This is a genomic window from Coprococcus sp. AM14-16 (genome assembly GCF_003434675.1).
Lineage (GTDB): Bacteria > Bacillota > Clostridia > Lachnospirales > Lachnospiraceae > Coprococcus > Coprococcus aceti.
The window spans coordinates 552,935-569,963 of the sequence record NZ_QTLL01000002.1 but is presented as its reverse complement, the minus strand read 5'-3'; the positions used below and the strand labels follow the sequence as shown (position 1 = coordinate 569,963).

Annotated in this window: 16 protein-coding genes; 4 read left to right on the top strand and 12 right to left on the bottom strand. The window is 44.6% G+C overall.

The features are described from left to right. Positions 1-21 precede the first annotated feature (21 nt). Positions 22-255: an HPr family phosphocarrier protein gene (locus tag DW159_RS08580; protein WP_117550059.1), complete on the bottom strand. Its 234-nt coding sequence runs from the start codon at positions 253-255 to the stop codon at positions 22-24. Between the two features lie 118 nt (positions 256-373). Continuing rightward, the gene (locus DW159_RS08575) at positions 374-619 is read right to left on the bottom strand and encodes an HPr family phosphocarrier protein (protein ID WP_242992650.1); all 246 of its coding nucleotides are present in this window, start codon (positions 617-619) and stop codon (positions 374-376) included. 377 nt (positions 620-996) lie between these two features. On the opposite strand from DW159_RS08575, the gene DW159_RS08570 reads away from it, so the two are divergent. Then, on the top strand, positions 997-2,829 hold the full coding sequence (locus DW159_RS08570) for an ABC-F family ATP-binding cassette domain-containing protein (RefSeq protein WP_055222319.1): 1,833 nt from the start codon (positions 997-999) through the stop codon (positions 2,827-2,829). 67 nt (positions 2,830-2,896) lie between these two features. Here DW159_RS08570 and DW159_RS13700 read toward each other — a convergent pair whose 3' ends face one another. Next, entirely contained in the window at positions 2,897-3,073 is a 177-nt protein-coding gene (locus DW159_RS13700; protein ID WP_165852774.1) for a DUF6472 family protein, read from the bottom strand. 174 nt (positions 3,074-3,247) lie between these two features. On the opposite strand from DW159_RS13700, the gene DW159_RS08565 reads away from it, so the two are divergent. Beyond that, entirely contained in the window at positions 3,248-4,522 is a 1,275-nt protein-coding gene (locus DW159_RS08565; RefSeq protein WP_117550055.1) for a transglutaminase domain-containing protein, read from the top strand. Between the two features lie 98 nt (positions 4,523-4,620). On the opposite strand, the gene DW159_RS08560 is transcribed toward DW159_RS08565, so the two are convergent. Next, positions 4,621-5,538, bottom strand: a complete 918-nt coding sequence (locus DW159_RS08560) for a hypothetical protein (RefSeq protein ID WP_117550054.1) — start codon at positions 5,536-5,538, stop codon at positions 4,621-4,623. Between the two features lie 147 nt (positions 5,539-5,685). Here DW159_RS08560 and DW159_RS08555 point away from each other — a divergent pair, with 147 nt between their 5' ends. Next, positions 5,686-7,041, top strand: a complete 1,356-nt coding sequence (locus DW159_RS08555) for a citrate synthase (protein ID WP_117550052.1) — start codon at positions 5,686-5,688, stop codon at positions 7,039-7,041. A 6-nt stretch (positions 7,042-7,047) separates the two neighbouring features. Beyond that, entirely contained in the window at positions 7,048-7,608 is a 561-nt protein-coding gene (locus DW159_RS08550) for a M48 family metallopeptidase (RefSeq protein ID WP_117550050.1), read from the top strand. A 5-nt stretch (positions 7,609-7,613) separates the two neighbouring features. On the opposite strand, the gene DW159_RS08545 is transcribed toward DW159_RS08550, so the two are convergent. The 8 genes from DW159_RS08545 to DW159_RS08510 form a co-directional block, all read right to left on the bottom strand. Then, positions 7,614-8,576, bottom strand: coding sequence for a beta-ketoacyl-ACP synthase III (locus DW159_RS08545; protein ID WP_117550048.1), 963 nt, complete (start codon positions 8,574-8,576; stop codon positions 7,614-7,616). 33 nt (positions 8,577-8,609) lie between these two features. Next, positions 8,610-9,662 carry a glycoside hydrolase family 5 protein gene (locus tag DW159_RS08540; RefSeq protein ID WP_022215986.1) on the bottom strand — a complete coding sequence of 351 codons (1,053 nt, stop codon included), beginning with the start codon at positions 9,660-9,662 and terminating at the stop codon, positions 8,610-8,612. A gap of 154 nt (positions 9,663-9,816) precedes the next feature. After that, positions 9,817-11,553 (bottom strand): acetyl-CoA carboxylase carboxyl transferase subunit, encoded by a 1,737-nt coding sequence (locus tag DW159_RS08535; protein WP_015534523.1) that lies wholly within the window; start codon positions 11,551-11,553, stop codon positions 9,817-9,819. 5 nt (positions 11,554-11,558) lie between these two features. Continuing rightward, positions 11,559-12,797: a beta-ketoacyl-ACP synthase II gene (gene fabF, locus DW159_RS08530; protein WP_117550046.1), complete on the bottom strand. Its 1,239-nt coding sequence runs from the start codon at positions 12,795-12,797 to the stop codon at positions 11,559-11,561. Positions 12,798-12,938: 141 nt separating this feature from the next. Continuing rightward, positions 12,939-13,364 carry a GtrA family protein gene (locus DW159_RS08525; RefSeq protein WP_117550044.1) on the bottom strand — a complete coding sequence of 142 codons (426 nt, stop codon included), beginning with the start codon at positions 13,362-13,364 and terminating at the stop codon, positions 12,939-12,941. Continuing rightward, positions 13,351-14,196 carry a DUF6734 family protein gene (locus tag DW159_RS08520; RefSeq protein WP_117550042.1) on the bottom strand — a complete coding sequence of 282 codons (846 nt, stop codon included), beginning with the start codon at positions 14,194-14,196 and terminating at the stop codon, positions 13,351-13,353. The genes DW159_RS08525 and DW159_RS08520 overlap by 14 nt, the downstream gene beginning before the upstream one ends. 25 nt (positions 14,197-14,221) lie before the next feature. After that, positions 14,222-15,067, bottom strand: coding sequence for a hypothetical protein (locus DW159_RS08515; protein ID WP_117550040.1), 846 nt, complete (start codon positions 15,065-15,067; stop codon positions 14,222-14,224). 143 nt (positions 15,068-15,210) lie between these two features. Further along, entirely contained in the window at positions 15,211-17,001 is a 1,791-nt protein-coding gene (locus tag DW159_RS08510) for a CAP domain-containing protein (protein WP_117550038.1), read from the bottom strand. Between the last annotated feature and the right edge of the window lie 28 nt (positions 17,002-17,029).

Below are 17,029 nucleotides of genomic sequence, written 5' to 3'. Positions count from 1 at the left end.
TTTCTTATGTATCCTATAGAATTAGCACTTAAACTCATCAAGCTTTTCCTGAAGCTCTGGTGCAACTTCTCCATGAAATTTCACTGTAAGTGGCTTTTCAAGATTTAAACTGAACACACCTAAGATTGACTTTCCATCTACGACGTACTGAGCTGATGAAACGTCAACATCATTTGGAAACTGATTCAGGTATGCAACAAACTTCTTGATGTCATCCATAGTGTTAACTTTAGCTTTCATCTCTGTAATCTGCATTGGCTGCGCCCCCTAATATCTCTTAATATTTATAAGGACATTCTAACACTCCATCAACGAATGTGTCAATGCATACAGACCACGAATTAGCTATGGAAATTATTGTAATAAATACTCCTTATGCAGCCAGCATAAATGGCTGTAATGTATTTATAAACGACTCTGTCGCTCCGTTATAGAACCTTACTGTGAGTTCCTGATCAAGTCCAAGACTGAAAACTCCCAGTATTGATTTGCCATCTACAAGATAATTCCTGTTGGTTGAATATACATCAACGTCTCCATCATATTTTCTCATTGTCTCTACAAACTGTCTTACCTGCTCTACCGAATTGAGCTTAACCCTGATATCTGTTGATTCCATGATAATTACCTCCATTCCTGTCCGTAATCAATGTTCAATTTATACTACTTTTTGGAATAATTTGCAAATTACAAAATTGTAATTTTGTAAACCAATTTGTGCAAATGGCTTGTTTTTATTAACCTAAAACGCCTTTTAAGGTTACTTTTTAGTCATGTTGTATAAATTCAGGAATGTTTTTTTACAAATATACTGTCGGGTGGAGATCATGGTCTTATATATTTTCGTCTATTTTTAATTATTCTCAAATGGTATTTCTATTATGATATGCTTCTTGACTCGTCAATTCTCCCCAATTACAATAATACTTACATGCAAAGCCGTTTTCACGGCTCATTTTGACGAAAGGGCGGGCACAAAGCCCCATAAGAACATATATGAACCTACTTACAATAAAAGGATTTTCAAAAGCATACACTGACAAGATTCTGTTCGATGACGCAGACTTCTCAGTAAATTCAGGAGAAAAGATCGGTGTCATAGGCGTAAACGGCACGGGTAAATCAACGCTTCTCAAGATCATAGCCGGCATAGACGAATGTGATTCAGGACAGTTGTCAAAGGGAAACAACGTGGTCATAAAATATCTTCCACAGACCCCCGACTTCGCAGAGAAGGTCAGCATATACGACTATGTCATCACTGCAAATGTCGACGAGGAGAACAAATGGAGCATAGAGGGTGATGCCAAGGCATTTCTTCACCGTCTCGGATTTGACGACACCAGCCTCATGGTGAGCACACTTTCAGGAGGTCAGCGAAAAAAGGTCGCTCTGGCTGCGGCACTGCTGTCAAGATGTGACATTCTTGTTCTGGACGAGCCCACCAACCACCTCGACAACGATATGACAGAATATCTGGAGGATTACCTTAACAACTACAAGGGCGCTCTGGTCATGGTCACCCACGACAGATACTTTCTTGACAAGGTGTGCAACCGCATAGTAGAGATCGACAAAGGCAAAACCTACAGCTACAATACCAACTACGAAGGCTATCTCATGCTGAAGGCAGAGCGTGAGAACATCGCACTTGCCACTCAGAACAAACATCAGAATATCCTGCGCAAGGAGATCGCATGGATGCAGAGAGGTGCTAGAGCCAGAAGCACAAAGCAAAAAGCCCATATCCAGAGATATGAGAAGCTTGCAAGTGAGGAGCTTATAAAGGAAACTCAGTCGGTTACCATGAGCTCAATCGCGAGCCGGCTGGGAAACAAAACAATAGAGCTCTCCCATATAGCCAAGACCTGGCCGGGCAGACCAAGTCCGGTCATAACGGACTTCTCATACAACTTCCTGAGGACTGACAGGATAGGTGTTGTTGGCCCAAACGGCTGTGGCAAGACAACGCTCATGAAGCTCATAACCGGTGTCACCAAGCCGGACAGCGGAACCATAGAGATCGGAGACACCGTAAGGATAGGATATTTCTCTCAGGAAAATGAAGCCTTGGATCCCAACATGAAGGTACTCGACTACGTCAAAGAAACCGCAGAGTATATCCAGACCACCGAAGGTCTCATGTCAGCATCCACCATGTGTGAGAGATTTTTATTTGACGGCACTCTGCAGCACCAGCGCATAGAGAAGCTCTCAGGAGGCGAGAAGCGAAGACTGTATTTGTTGAAGGTTCTCGTATCATCGCCAAATGTACTGATCCTTGACGAGCCGACCAACGATCTGGACATTTCCACACTGTGTATACTTGAGGACTATCTTGATTCCTTCCAGGGCATATTGATAGTCGTATCACACGACAGATATTTTCTGGACAGAGTCATAAGAAAGCTTCTGGTGTTTGACGGCTGCGGCGGTATCTCACAGTTTGAGGGCGGTTATACCGATTATTATCTGACCCACGGTTCATTTGCCAACAGCGCATCGGCAGGGGCAAATACCCAGACAAAGCCGGAGCGTGTCAGCACAGCGGACAAGGAACCTGCCCAGAAAAAGAAAACGCAGAATCCATCAGTGAAGAAAAAGTTCTCCTTCAATGAGCAGAGGGAATATGACACCATAGAGGACACCATCGCCCGGAAAGAAGCTGAGATAGAGCAGACGGAGACCGATATCAACAACTCTGTGTCAGATTTCGTGAAGCTTAACGAACTCACGCAGAAAAAGGAACAGCTTGAATCAGAGCTGGATCAGCTTCTGGAGAGGTATGTGTATCTCACGGAGCTGGCGGAGTCATTTGAAAAGAACTGATCACATTGATCATTTGCCAGAAAAACGGGAGACGCGCTGCTGCACATCTCCCGTTTTTCTTCAATCGTCACATCTGATGTCTCACTATCCTGTATTCATCATCCAACTGAAAATACGGACAATTGTCGTAGCCTCTTGCCACAAATCTGGCAAAGTCATCCTCATCCATATTCACCAGGCACTCATAAAAATCATCTTCGTCATCGTACACATAGTGTGCACACATATCGCAACTGGAAGCCATGTGTTTCCTCCTTCCATCCGTTAACCATCAGGTTTTTACTATTATACACATATGCGAAGCAAAATCCAACCGCTTTAACCCATTTTCTCTGGCAATAATAACCATAATGTGTTATTATTGAAGGAAGTATATAAAGGGGCTTTGCATAAGCAAAAGAAGGAGTGTGTTCCAGTTATGAAGAAAAAATTTCTTGTACTGCTGCTTACGCTTACCATGATATTATCATTTTCTCCATATGTCGCAAAGGCGGCGGATACAGATGATACGGACAGCAGTAACAAAACCGATACCATAGATGGCAGAACTTATTTCTATGACCAGTTTGACAACAGTGCGTACAGAACCGTCTACAATCAGATCAACGATGCAGCTCAGAAATTCAACGAGTCGACATCCAATGCTTCTTATCAGGATGGCGGATATTACACAGCATTTACATTGTCGGTCAGCAACAAAGACTGGGAAGTTATCGGCAACGATGGAATGGATCAGATCGTCAACGCTGTGCTCGCCGATCATCCTGAGTATTTCTGGATGTCCGACAGCTATCAGTGCAAGCAGGAATCCTCGGGAGAACTCAGATATACAGCTCTCACCATCGAGTGCTATTCACTGTATGCCAACGGAGATACACGTTCCATATACAAGAACAACTTTGACCTGACCGTCAAGAATTATGTAGCTTCTCTGGATGAGAGCGCAAAGGATTACGAGAAGGTATATCTTATACATAATTCGATCATCAACAAAGTTTATTATGCCTCAGATGCAACATCTAAGAGCAAGGACAACATATACGCATACACCGCAGACGGCGTGTTCAACTCCAAGTATCAGTCGGCAGTCACCTACGGATATGCAAAGGCTTTCAAGGCCATTATGGATTACGTCGGTGTGCCATGTCTGTACATTGAGGGACAGAATTCAGATCTTCTGGACGACTCGATGGACACACAGAAGCAGCTCAAAGAAGAGAGTTACATCAACAACTGTGCATGGAATGCCGTTTATCTCGGCGGAGAGTGGTATCTCATCAATCTTGGTCTGGACGATCCTATAACCACAACAGGTAAGGAGGCACTGTCATATACATACTTCAATGTAACCGACGAACAGGCAAGCAACCTTACAGCCATCACATCAAGACTTCCGGGTATACCAAAGTGTACCGGAACAAAGTACTGCCTCTCAAAGGTTCAGGCAGATCTTGAAGCGGATGGACTGTGGGAGAAGTCAAGCTACAACATAATCGACAAGATACTGGACAAATACGGTTTATCCGTAGTCCTCATAAGCATAGGTCTTATCCTGCTTCTGGTGGTAATGTTCATCAAGAACATACACAAGAGCAGATCGAAGAAGAAAAAGGAAAAGGTTAAAAAGACCAAGACAACTGTGGTTGACAACTCAGAGCTGGATGCAGAGCTGAGAAAGCCGCCTATCTCATAAAATACTAAAATCAAAAAGCTCAATGCTTTCGGATTTCATCCCCGTCAGCATTGAGCTTTTTTCTGTCACTTTTCAAGATATTTTATTTCGTTCACACCCTACTCATCAAAGTTACTCTTGAGTACATTTACGGTGATCTGTCTGGACGCCTTGTTGCCTGCCCAGTCCTCCGCTGTGAGAGTCACTGTTACGGTTCTCTCCTTGCTTGTGTCCACATCCTGAGAAGCTTTAAGCGAATCCTGCACATCCGGATCCTCATCTGTGACATTGTAATAATCACTCCAGTTTATATCCGTTCCCATAGAAACGTCTATCTCGTCCGGGCCGTCTATATATGGATTTACCTCGTCAACAACATTTATCACAGCCTTTTTTGTCTTGCTTAACTTTCCACGTCTGACCTTATATTTGATGGTGTACTTACCAAGCTTATCCGGTGCAAATTCTGAGTTGTCATATTCCAGCCTGGCATCATTGCTGTCCGGCTCAATATAGTTTGTTATATCAAATATATCACCCATATTATAATCCGTCTGGATCTGCTTGACCCTGAGCATGCTGGATCTCATGATCATCGTGATCGCAAGTGCAAGCACTATTCCAACCACCAGAGCCGCCACGGCCGTCATTTTCGCATTCAGCTCATATCGCTTCTTTTTATTTCTGCTCTGCGCGGATTTTTTACCGGAACCTGTTGACGATCTGCTATTCGCCGGTCTCCTGGTCTTGCTTCCTGAAGACACGGACTTCACCGACTTTTCAAGTGGACGTCCCGTACTTGTGCGCCTTTTGTCCTGCGCAGTTGCACTTTTCGGACGACTCGCCGATGATAAGTGGCTGCCCGATGCCGGACGATTTCCCGACACAGGACGGCTGCCTGATACTGACCGACTGCCTGACGCTACTCCCTTGCCCGGCTGTGTCTTTTTCACACTGCTCGTTGTTGCACGGCTCACAGTTCCCTTATGAGCTCCTGCGCTCCCTTTATTCTGCCCCATATCCTGTCTGTCTGCCAATTTATATTACCTCCTAAAACATTTGTCTTAACTTTATTCTCAGTACATTATACATAATATTTTACACCCATACAATCATTTCGGATTGCAATAGTTGTAAATAAGTGAGATAATTCAATGAAGACTTACCTGAAAGGAGTATTATATATGTCAATCAATAATCTTAGTTCATTTACGAAGGAGCGTCTTGGTCTCTGTATTGAAAACGATACCATAGATAACAACCTCTACGAGGAATACGGCGTAAAGCGTGGACTTCGTGATCTGAATGGAATAGGAATAAATGCCGGCATCACCAACATTTCACTAAGCCGGGCGTATACAATGGAGGACGGAAAGCATACTCCTGCTGACGGTGAATTATATTACAGAGGTTACGAGATCCGCCAGTTGATAGACGGATTTACAAAGGAAGGACGATTCGGTTTCGAGGAGTGTACATATCTGTTACTGTTTGGAAAGCTTCCGGACGAGAATGAGCTTGCCAAGTTCAAACAGGTCCTCAACCTTGCATACGACCTTCCACACAACTTTATACAAGATGTCATAATGAAGAACCCTACCAAGGATATCATTTCAAATATGACCAAGAGTATCCTTGCCCTCGGATCATACGATAAGTCTGAGACGGATATATCTCTGGACAACGTTCTTCAGCAGTGTCTTATGATAATAAGTGTATTCCCAAGACTCGCTGTATATTCTTTCCAGGGATACAGACATTATGAGCTTGGCAAGAGCTGTTATATACACAAGCCGAATCCTGAGCTTTCATTTGCGGAGAATATCCTGAGCATGCTCCGTTCAGACAGAAAGTACACACAGCTTGAGGCAAAGGTTCTCGATCTTGCCCTTGTTCTCCACATGGAACACGGAGGCGGAAGCAACTCTACGTTTACAACACGTGTTGTCACATCATCCGGCTCAGATACATACGCCACAGTCGCAGCAGCACTCTGCTCACTCAAGGGACCGCTCAACGGCGGTGGAGACCTCAAGGTCATGGAGATGATGAAGAACATACACTGCAATGTCGAGGATGTTACGGACGAGGAGCAGATCCGTGAGTACATCAGGAAGATCGTGCGCGGCGAAGCATTTGACAAATCGGGCGTGGTATACGGAATGGGCCAGCCTGTATACTCTCTGTCAGATCCAAGAGCTGTCATTATCAAGGAGTATGTAGAAAAGCTCGCCGAGGAGAAGCACGAGAAGGACGAATTCAAATTATACGAGCTCATAGAGCACATCGCACCTGAGGTCATTGCCGAGGAGCGCAAGATCTATAAGGGTGTGTGCATCAACATAGATTACTATTGCGGATTGTTATACAAGATGCTCAAGATCCCTTACGCCCTCTACACACCACTATTTGCCATTGGCCGAGTGGTTGGATGGAGTGCGCATCGTATGGAGGAGCTGATCAACAGCTACAAGATAATGCGTCCGGCTTATCCAAGTCTTGTAGAGCCTAAGGACTACGTACCTATCAAAGACAGGTAATATGCCATGAACAATTCTGATAAATTCGAATATTCTGTCGTCAGGAGCAGGCGCAAATCTATCTGTATCGAGATAGACAGAGACCTCAACATAAAGGTTCGTGCGCCCCTCAGAATGACCGACAGTCAGATCCAAAGCTTTGTGGATTCCAGACAAAACTGGATCCGCAGCCATCTGGAAATCATGCAGAAAAGAATTTCCAATATGTCAGGCGAAAAAAATCCAAGCACTGCCTTGACAGATGCCGATATAAAGGCACTGTCAGAACAGGCTCGGATATATATTCCTTCACGTGTAGAACATTTTGCTCAGATAATAGGCGTGACCTACGGAAGGATCACCATCAGGCATCAGAAGACCCGCTGGGGAAGCTGCAGCTCCTCCGGTAACCTGAATTTCAACTGTGCACTGATGAACACCACTCCCGAAATCATAGACTACGTGGTAGTCCACGAGCTGTGTCACAGAAAGCAGATGAACCACTCCGCACTTTTCTGGGCCGAGGTAGAAAAAATACTCCCAAAATACAAGGAGCTCCGTTCCGCCCTCAAAAATTACAGGTGTTAAAGCCTCTACCACTCCATAACCACAGCGCCGTATGTGAGCCCTGCGCCGAATGCCGACATGGCGATCTTGTCGCCGCGCTTCAGGCCGTGCTCCCTCACGAGCTGGTCGAGAAGTACAGGTACACTCGCCGCAGACATATTTCCTGTGTAGTCGAGAGTCGTAGGGAACTTCTCAAGCGGTGCCTTAAGTCTCTTGGCAACAGATTCAATAATTCTTACATTTGCCTGGTGGAGTACGAAGTAATCCACATCGTCAACGGTCATTCCAGCCTTGTCAAGAGCCTCCTGGAGGCACTTAGGACACTGTCTCACCGCAAACTTGTACACCTCCTGTCCATCCATATACAGATAGTCATGATTGATCTCATCTTTTACAAATATATTGTTGGTCTTTCTGCTCTCGCAGTTGAGCACCATACCCTTCTTGCCGATTGAACCCTGGACAATGCTTATGATTCCCTTGTCAGACTCCTCTATATAAGCGGCACCTGCGCCATCTCCAAACAATACGCATGTACCTCTGTCATTCCAGTCAAGTATCTTTGACAGCGTCTCCGAACCTATTACAAGAGCATTCTTCACAAACCCTGTCTCTATATACATCTTTGCAACATTGAGGGCAAATACAAAGCCCGAGCATGCCGCATTCACATCAAACGCAATCGCCTTATCCGCACCTATAGCCGCCTGAACCTGACACGCCCCGCTTGGTGTGTAATAATCCGGGGTGACTGTGGCAAGCACTATAAGCTCCACATTCTCTGCGGACTTCCCTGCCATCTCAAGTGCTCTCTCAGCAGCCTCAGCAGCCATGCTCGTCGTTGTCTCCTTAACAGCTATTCTTCTGTTCTTTATACCTGTTCTTGAAGATATCCACTCATCAGATGTATCAACATACTTTGCAAGCTCATCATTTGATACCTCTTTCTCCGCAAGGTAGCTTCCTGTTCCTAATATTCTGATTGCCATTATATATTTTCTCCCTTTTATCCGTTATTCTCTTTATTCTTCCTTGTCTCCAAGCAGCTCAGTCACATACTCGCCCCATTTTGTGAGTTTCTTATATCCCTTAGTAAACATGGATGGCTCCACCGTATCGTCATATCCAACTGCAATCCATCCTATATCATGCTTTTCCAGATATCTGGTAAATTTTATTCCAAATACATTTCTGGTGCCCTTCAGCTTCTCATTCTTGACCTCGACATCATCGTCTGCATATCCCCACTCTGTCACTATAAGAGGATAACTTGTCACATAGCCCGACAGGAACTTCTGCCAGAACACCTTGTCCGGATAAACATGAACAGAGAACGCAGTATTGTCATTCTTCACGCCGAGCTCGTCAAGCCATCCGAGATCATAACAGTAATCCGGACTTCCAACGATTATAAGCTGCTTTGCGCCGGCATCCCTTATAACTCCTATAAGGCTCTCCGCGCATCTCTTCCACTCTGAATCACTCATGCCAACCGGCTCATTGTATATCTCAAATATAACATTTGGAGTGTTCTTGAAATAATCCGCAATGTTCTTCCAGAATTCAGCAGAATAATCCAGCGGATTCTCGTCGAGATCCGGCATCTCATCCCCGGAACCATCTATCGGGTTACCTGTATAATCCCAGTCGAGAATAACATAGTTATCGTTCTCTCCGGCCCAGGTAACTATGCGGTCAAGATATCTCCACATATAGTAATCGTCATTCTTGTACTCCACAGGGCTTATTGGCACCCTTATGGCATTACCACCCTTGGCAAATACATCCTTGTAGAAATCCTCATTAAACTTCTTCTCCTCATACAGACTGCGCGACTCTGGAACCATCACACCCTTGAGAACAACCTGTTCTCCGTCTGCATTCAGGATCTGAGTCCCCTTCGCTGTAAGCATGGTAGGATATTTGTCTGTATCACCGATAAATTCTGCACGTGTTCCCACAGGTGTCAGCAGATCCTGCTCCTTGCCCCGCAGGTACATCACGTACCATATGATTGCTGCCGCAATGATGGCGGCCACGATAACTATCAAAGTAACCTTTATCTGTTTCTTCATAAACGCTCCTCCAATTCAAGCTGTATCTTCAGCCATATACATAAAGTTTACCAAAAAAACACCATCACTTCAACATATGCATGAATAAAAGGCATTCCCCGTGAGATAAATTTCTCACTTGAGAAATGCCTTTCATCTATAGTATATCTGTGATCTACAGATTTCTGAATCTGTCGTATCTGTCCTGTGCGATCTCCTCAGGAGTCTTGTCTGAATACTTCTTGAGGAATTCCTTAATGTTCATCTTAAGGTACTTGCCTATATATGGAACTGACTGCTCATCTGCTCCGCCGTACTCAGGTACGACCTGCTCGATAACGTTCAGTCTCTTGAGATCCTGCGCTGTAATCTGCATAACTTCTGCAGCCTCTTCAGCTCTGTTGCTGTCCTTCCAGAGGATAGACGCATATCCCTCAGGTGAAAGGATTGAGTATGTCGCATTCTCAAGCATCCATACCTCATTGCCGACTGCAAGGGCAAGTGCTCCACCGCTTCCGCCTTCTCCGATAAGGATACAGAGTACAGGAACCTTGAGTGATGACATCTCATAGAGATTTCTCGCTATGGCTTCACCCATTCCTCGCTCCTCAGCCTCAAGTCCACAGAACGCACCCGGTGTATTTACAAATGTAATGATAGGTCTGCCGAACTTCTCAGCCTGCTTCATCAGACGAAGAGCCTTTCTGTAGCCATCAGGAAGAGGCATACCAAAGTTTCTCTCCATGCACTCTGCCATGGAAGCTCCCTTGACCTGTGATATAACTGTTACAGGCTGTCCATCTATATGACCGATACCACCCACAATGGCTCTGTCATCATTCATGGTTCTGTCTCCGTGGATCTCACGGAAATCATCGCATATATACTTCACATAGTCGAAACCTGAAGGTCTGCTCATCTGACGAGCACCTCTGAGCTTCTCCCACGGAGTCTTAGGCTCGTCATCCTTGAGTCTCTCCTTGAGGATCTCGCTTATGTCAAATTTCTCATCTTCAACAGCACTGTCAAAGTTAGCATAGCCCTGTCTCTGCTTATGTGTGACGATGAGATCATACATTGTGTCCTTCATCTTGTCTCTTGTGATTATGCCATCTATGATACCATGCTCAACAAGGAACTCTGATCTCTGGAAGCCCTCTGGAAGCTCCTGACCAATAGTCTGCTTGATAACTCGTGGTCCTGCAAATCCTACGAGCGCACCTGGCTCTCCAAGGATAATATCTCCAAGCATTGCAAAGCTGGCTGTAACACCACCTGTTGTAGGATCTGTAAGAATAGATACATACAGAAGTCCTGCATCAGAATGTTTCTTGAATGCAGCGGATGTCTTGGCCATCTGCATCAGAGAAATGATTCCCTCCTGCATACGTGCACCGCCTGAACAGCAGAACATGAATACCGGAAGCTTCTCCTCTGTAGCCTTCTCGACAGCTCTGGCAATCTTCTCACCCACAACATATCCCATGCTGCTCATGAGGAATCTTGCATCACATACACCAACTACAGCAGGCTCACCATTGATGGTTGCCTTTCCTATAGTAACAGCCTCCTTGAGGTTTGTCTTGGCCTGTGCAGCCGCAACCTTGTCCTCATAGCCCTCTGTTCCAAGAGGATTTGAGCTTGGCATATCCTCAAACCATGGCTCAAATGACTTTGGATCTGTGACCATTCTTATTCTATTCTTGGTCTTAACTCTGAAGTAAGAACCGCACTCATAACAAATGTACTTTGCGTTCTTCACTCTTTCCTTCTCAACTTCTCTTCCGCACTTAGGGCACTTTACAAGCTCCACCTTTGGTGCTTCCTGAATTCCCTCAGCAGCCTTTGCCTCCTCTGCAGCCTTTGCTGCAATTATCTCGGCATCCTTTGCCTTTTTTTTGATAAATAACATGATATTTACTGCTCCTTATACTTCTGTAAGACGATACATGCATTGTGTCCGCCAAATCCAAGTGAGTTGCTGATCGCAACATCAACGTCCATCTCGCATGGCTCCTTACAATAATCCAGATCAAGCTCCTCCTCGCTCTCCACAAGGCCTCTTGTTCTGTGGATATAACCTTCCTCTATACTCTTGACACAGGCAATACACTCGATGGCTCCTGCTGCACCGAGAAGATGTCCTGTCATAGACTTTGTTGAATTGATCTTGATGTCCTTTGCGTGATCGCCAAATGCCTTCTTGATAGCACGTGTCTCAACAAGATCGTTCAGATGTGTGCTTGTACCATGAGCATTGATGTACTGAACCGCATCAAGTGGAAGTCCTGCATCCTTAACCGCATTGGTCATGGCAACTGCTGGTCCCTCACCTGACTCCTCAGGTGCTGTGATGTGGTGTGCATCACTTGAACATCCGTAACCTGAAAGCTCTGCGTAGATCTTTGCACCTCTTGCCTTTGCGTGCTCAAGCTCCTCAAGAATAACAATACCTGCACCCTCACCGAGAACGAATCCGCTTCTGTCCTTATCAAATGGAATAGAACATCTGTCTGGATCTGTTGATGATGTAAGTGCTGTAAGTGAATCAAATGTTGATATACCGATAGGTGAAACTGCTGCCTCACATCCGCCGGCTACCATGACATCAGCGTCTCCGTACTGGATAGTTCTGAATGCCTCACCGATACTGTTTGTTCCTGAAGCACATGCTGTTACAACATCTATACTCTTGCCCTTGAGACCAAACTGGATCGCAACGTTACCTGCTGCGATGTTGCTGATCATCATAGGAACTACGAATGGACTTACACGAAGTGGTCCCTTTGTAAGTATGGTTCCATATGCGTTCTCAAGCTCCTGAAGTGAACCAACACCTGAACCAATACATGTACCAACTCTGTAAGCATCTTCCTTTGTCATATCAAGTCCTGAATCTGCCATAGCCTCCTGGGTTGCCTTCACAGCAAACTGTGTGAATCTAGCCATACGTCTTGCAGACTTTGGATCAATGTAGTCCTTTGCTACAAAGTTCTTAACCTCGCCGACAAGCTTGCACTTGTATGCTGAAGCGTCAAACTGTGTAATAGGTCCGAAGCCATGCTTTCCTTCCTTAAGTGAATCCCAATACTCGTCAACTGTATTGCCGACTGGAGTTATGGCTCCTATACCTGTTATTACTACTCTCTTCTTCATACTTATCTCCTTGCATTACTTATTCTGCTTTTTATATATATTTAACTACTCAATTATACTCCAACTGTCAAATGTTTGGAAGTAATTGTGTCCATGTTTTTCTATAAAATTTCGATAAACATTCGCATTTATACATATCTCTTACAGTTTTTCCTTTATCTTTCTGAATATAAACTTCTTGCTTATATAATAATTGAGGAATATCACCAGCACTGATGTGAACGTCTTTATGCCCATCGCCCACAGGTGAAGCCTGTCAACCAGTATATAGATCAGGCCCTCCTCTACCACCAGTGTGAACACCCTGCTCACGTAGAATGACACCAGTTCTTTTATGAACTCCCATGCAGTCTCTGCGGCAGTGTGGAACACCGATTTTCTATTTGTTATGAATGACACAAAATTGTACAGTATCCATGCCAGGAAGTTGGCCCTGACAGGTTCTATCCCGCATTTGTACATAAATATCCAGGCGGAGCCAAGATTTACCGCTCCCACGACAATTCCCCACAGTATATATATGTATATCTCCCTGGGTATCTTCTTCAGCACTTTATCTACAAACATGTAACTCCCTTATAACATCCGCCTCTTCCGGAAACTCCCGCTCTATCCGCTCGCAGAGATGCCCGTTAAACTCAACCCTTTTCCCATAGTTAAACTTCAGAATATTCTTATATCCCCACAAATGTGTGAACACATCCTGTCTCTCTATATCCGCCGCCTCAGGAAAAAATGAAGCAATAATCTTTCCCTTTCTCGCAGCACACATCGCAAGCAGTCTCTGCTCCGCAAATACCATGTGGCACAGATTTTCCTCAGTCTCCCTACAATTCTCCATAAACTGTATGGAGCTGTCCACATAATAGTTCTTAAATTGCTCCTTAGCCATATATAGCATACAGGTATTTACCGGCGGAACATCCCAGCTCCACAGGGGATCAAAGCTGTACGAACTGTCCATATTGAAGAAGTCCCTGCCGGGATATACATCCGGATATATTCCTTCTCTGTGTATTGCACAAATATCCGTCCCCGCTATGTATTCCCCTATATTCTTCCACACTATAAGGTCCAGATCCACCATGACCGCCGGCATATGCGCCGCCTTAAGCGCATACAGCTTGCCCGCAGCCCAGAACACTCCCGGGGATATGCTGTCAGGAACCTGTATCTCTTTTATGCCGCCATTCCATATATGCGACAATCCCTGTCCCTCAACATAATCAATGGCCCTTGCATCACCGTAAAGTGTGATAGGGCCATTCATTTTTCTCCACATAAGAGCAGACAGGATCATGGTCAAAAGCTCATAATCCTGCATGCTGTAAGTGTCATCTTTACTTTTCTCAAAATAAGGAGCAGTCCACAATGTGTGGAATCCCTCTATATCCTTCATATATCCTCCAAGATCCGGTCATGTACTAGATCAGATCCAGTCCATATCCAAACTTAGCATTGCCACCAATCCGGCTGGTCGGTCTTCTGCTTCTGTTGATAAGCTGCCACTCCTTAGGAAACTCAACCATCAGCTCCTGGCTTGTTCTGATTGAATCCATACTGTCCTGTGGCCACTGTGTGTCACTTTCAAGCACCATCGGCATATTTTTTATCCGCTGACTTCCAAATATTCTATATTGGCTGCCTGACAATATTCTCTGGCTGCCAAACAACATACGCTGGCTGCCAAACACTCTATACTGGCTTCCCGCCAGGTATCTGAAGCCTCCCTGACTTCCAAACAGCAGTCTCATCTGACTGCCATTCCACCGGAACCTCTGACTTCCTGTCATTCCACTCTGACTTCCCATCAAAAGCTTCTGGCTTCCAGTATCCACAGTCTGTTTCGCAGCTTCGCATCCAAGCTCTTCGTATCTGTCCTCAAAAGGGATCAGAACTCCACCGCCGAATTCCACACTGAAAGGTCTGCCGTCCATCATGACATATGTCCTGTAAGGATACAGTCTGCCATTCTGCGCTATCAACTTCATATATACCGGGAGTCCCTTGTCGAGCCTGTGGAATCTGTACGCCTGCGGTGTGGTTGCTTTGACGAAATATCCTCCTGCCGGCAGTGAATATCCAAGCACTGCCTCAAGCTCACCATCCCATTCAATATATACTCCGAATTCTCCAGTCTGGGCATCATAATTCCTGAGGTCAAAATATGCCTTTCCCGTGACAAAAGGAAGCATCCTGGCTATTCTATTGTCAAATAGTGCCACACTCTCGCCGGCACCTCTATTTAAAGACGAATATATGAAACCCACACACAATCTCCATTCCCAAACTAGCCAAAATTCTATATCCGACTATTTGCCTTATACTATGTATGGTACTCTATTTCTCCATATAATTCAATTTAATTTGAGGGATTTAACAGTCTTATTTTCCACTAATTTCCTAATTAAAATTACTTTCCAAATGTAAGGACATAATATCTCTTATATCCCTGTTTATCATTTTTGAGAGCCACAAATACTGCAACGCCCATGGTCTTGTATGTAGTATTCAGCATATTGCTGTCATGTGCGGTCGACTTGGACCATGCTCTGAACACGAGATCTCCACCACTGAAACCACATGCAAGATTCTCTCCGTACAACTCGTACATGGAGTTGAGACACAGTGTTCCATTTGGTCTGTAATGGCTGTACTTGTTGCTTATCTCCTTTGCTCTTGTGGTAGCGGTCTCTGTCAGAGATGTTGACACCTTAAGGCTTGAAAGTCCATTTTCTGCACGATGCTGGTTGACCATCTTACTCAGTCTGTTTGCCGCGCCTATATCATAATATCCATATACTCTTGTCTTTCTGCCCTTACCAAGATCGATAGTGTAATATCTCTTGACCGAGAGATCGTACTCTCTCTTATATACAACGCCTCTTCTGTTGACATATGCTATGTAGCCATCGGCTGTCTTATACTTTCCAGCCTTTACAACTCGCTTTGCAGCGCTGTTGAAATAGTAATTGGCATTTCCGATCTTCATTATGAGCTTCTTTGCAGGCTTCCACTTTCTGCCTGTAAACTTGTATGCCTTCTTGGTGCTGTTGTTATAGCTGATTGTGGCTACGCCTTTAGAGCCGAAATAATATCTGCTGCGGTAGACAGTCTTCCACATATTTTTCTTCTGCACCCATGTGTTCTTCGAGTAATCAAAGTCGTATACCTTCTTTGTACCCTTCTGATCTGTATATCTTGAGGTAACATATCCGCCGTCACATACGTAGTAAGCGGTACTTCCATTTACCTTCTTCCATCCTGATGATGTACGTCTATTTCCATTTGCATCATAGAAATAGTATCTGTTTCCGTTGAGCTTGTCGATCACATTTGAGACTCTCTTGTATGACTTGCTGCTTGATATGTATCTGTACAATATATTCGATGCCTGATCATACAGAATGGTACATGTGCCTGATCCATCAAAATACATCAGCTTTCTGCCTGTATTCTTCCACAGGTTCTTGTTCATATCCCAGCTCTTCTTTGAATCGTTAAATGAATACTTTCTGAAAATGCCTGATGCCTTGTAGATCCTCTCCTTTACATAGTGGGATCCACCGCCTGTTACAAATACCATATTGTCATAATTTATATGATACCAACCGCCCTTTGTGACCTTGTCACCATTTGAATTGAAATAATATGTTCTGCCATCGTTGAGAATAAGCATCTGGTTCTTCACCTGGACAAGCTTGCCGCTGCTCAGTGACTTTGCCTTCTTGCTGCTATTATCGTATATCTTTTCACACAGTCCGGAATTGTTCAGATAATAGAGAACGTTATCCACTGTCTGCCACTCGTTCTTGCAGATCGTCCAGTCCTTTGAATCAGCGCTGAATCTGTATATCTTGATGGTATCGCCAGAACGTGTAAACTTCATAGCTGCCACGCCATTTTCATCTATAAGATATCTGGTGCCATCATCGGCATCTATCCAGCCTGCAGTTTTCTGCACTTCACCATTAACATAATATCTGAAGTAACCATCCTCATCCTGTATCACTCCACTCTGAACTGCATCTGATGCTGTGGCCAGAACTGCCGTGCCGTCAGCTCCCATCTCATCTGCCTGTGTCACCACATTTGTAGAAAAAATCACAATAGCCAATACAGCAATCGCCATAAGACTGCCTATAGCTTTTGCCGCCATCAGGCTCTTTTCTCTCTTTGCAATATTAGTCTTCATTGTAGACATCTTTACTGTCCTCCTTTTTATTAAACAT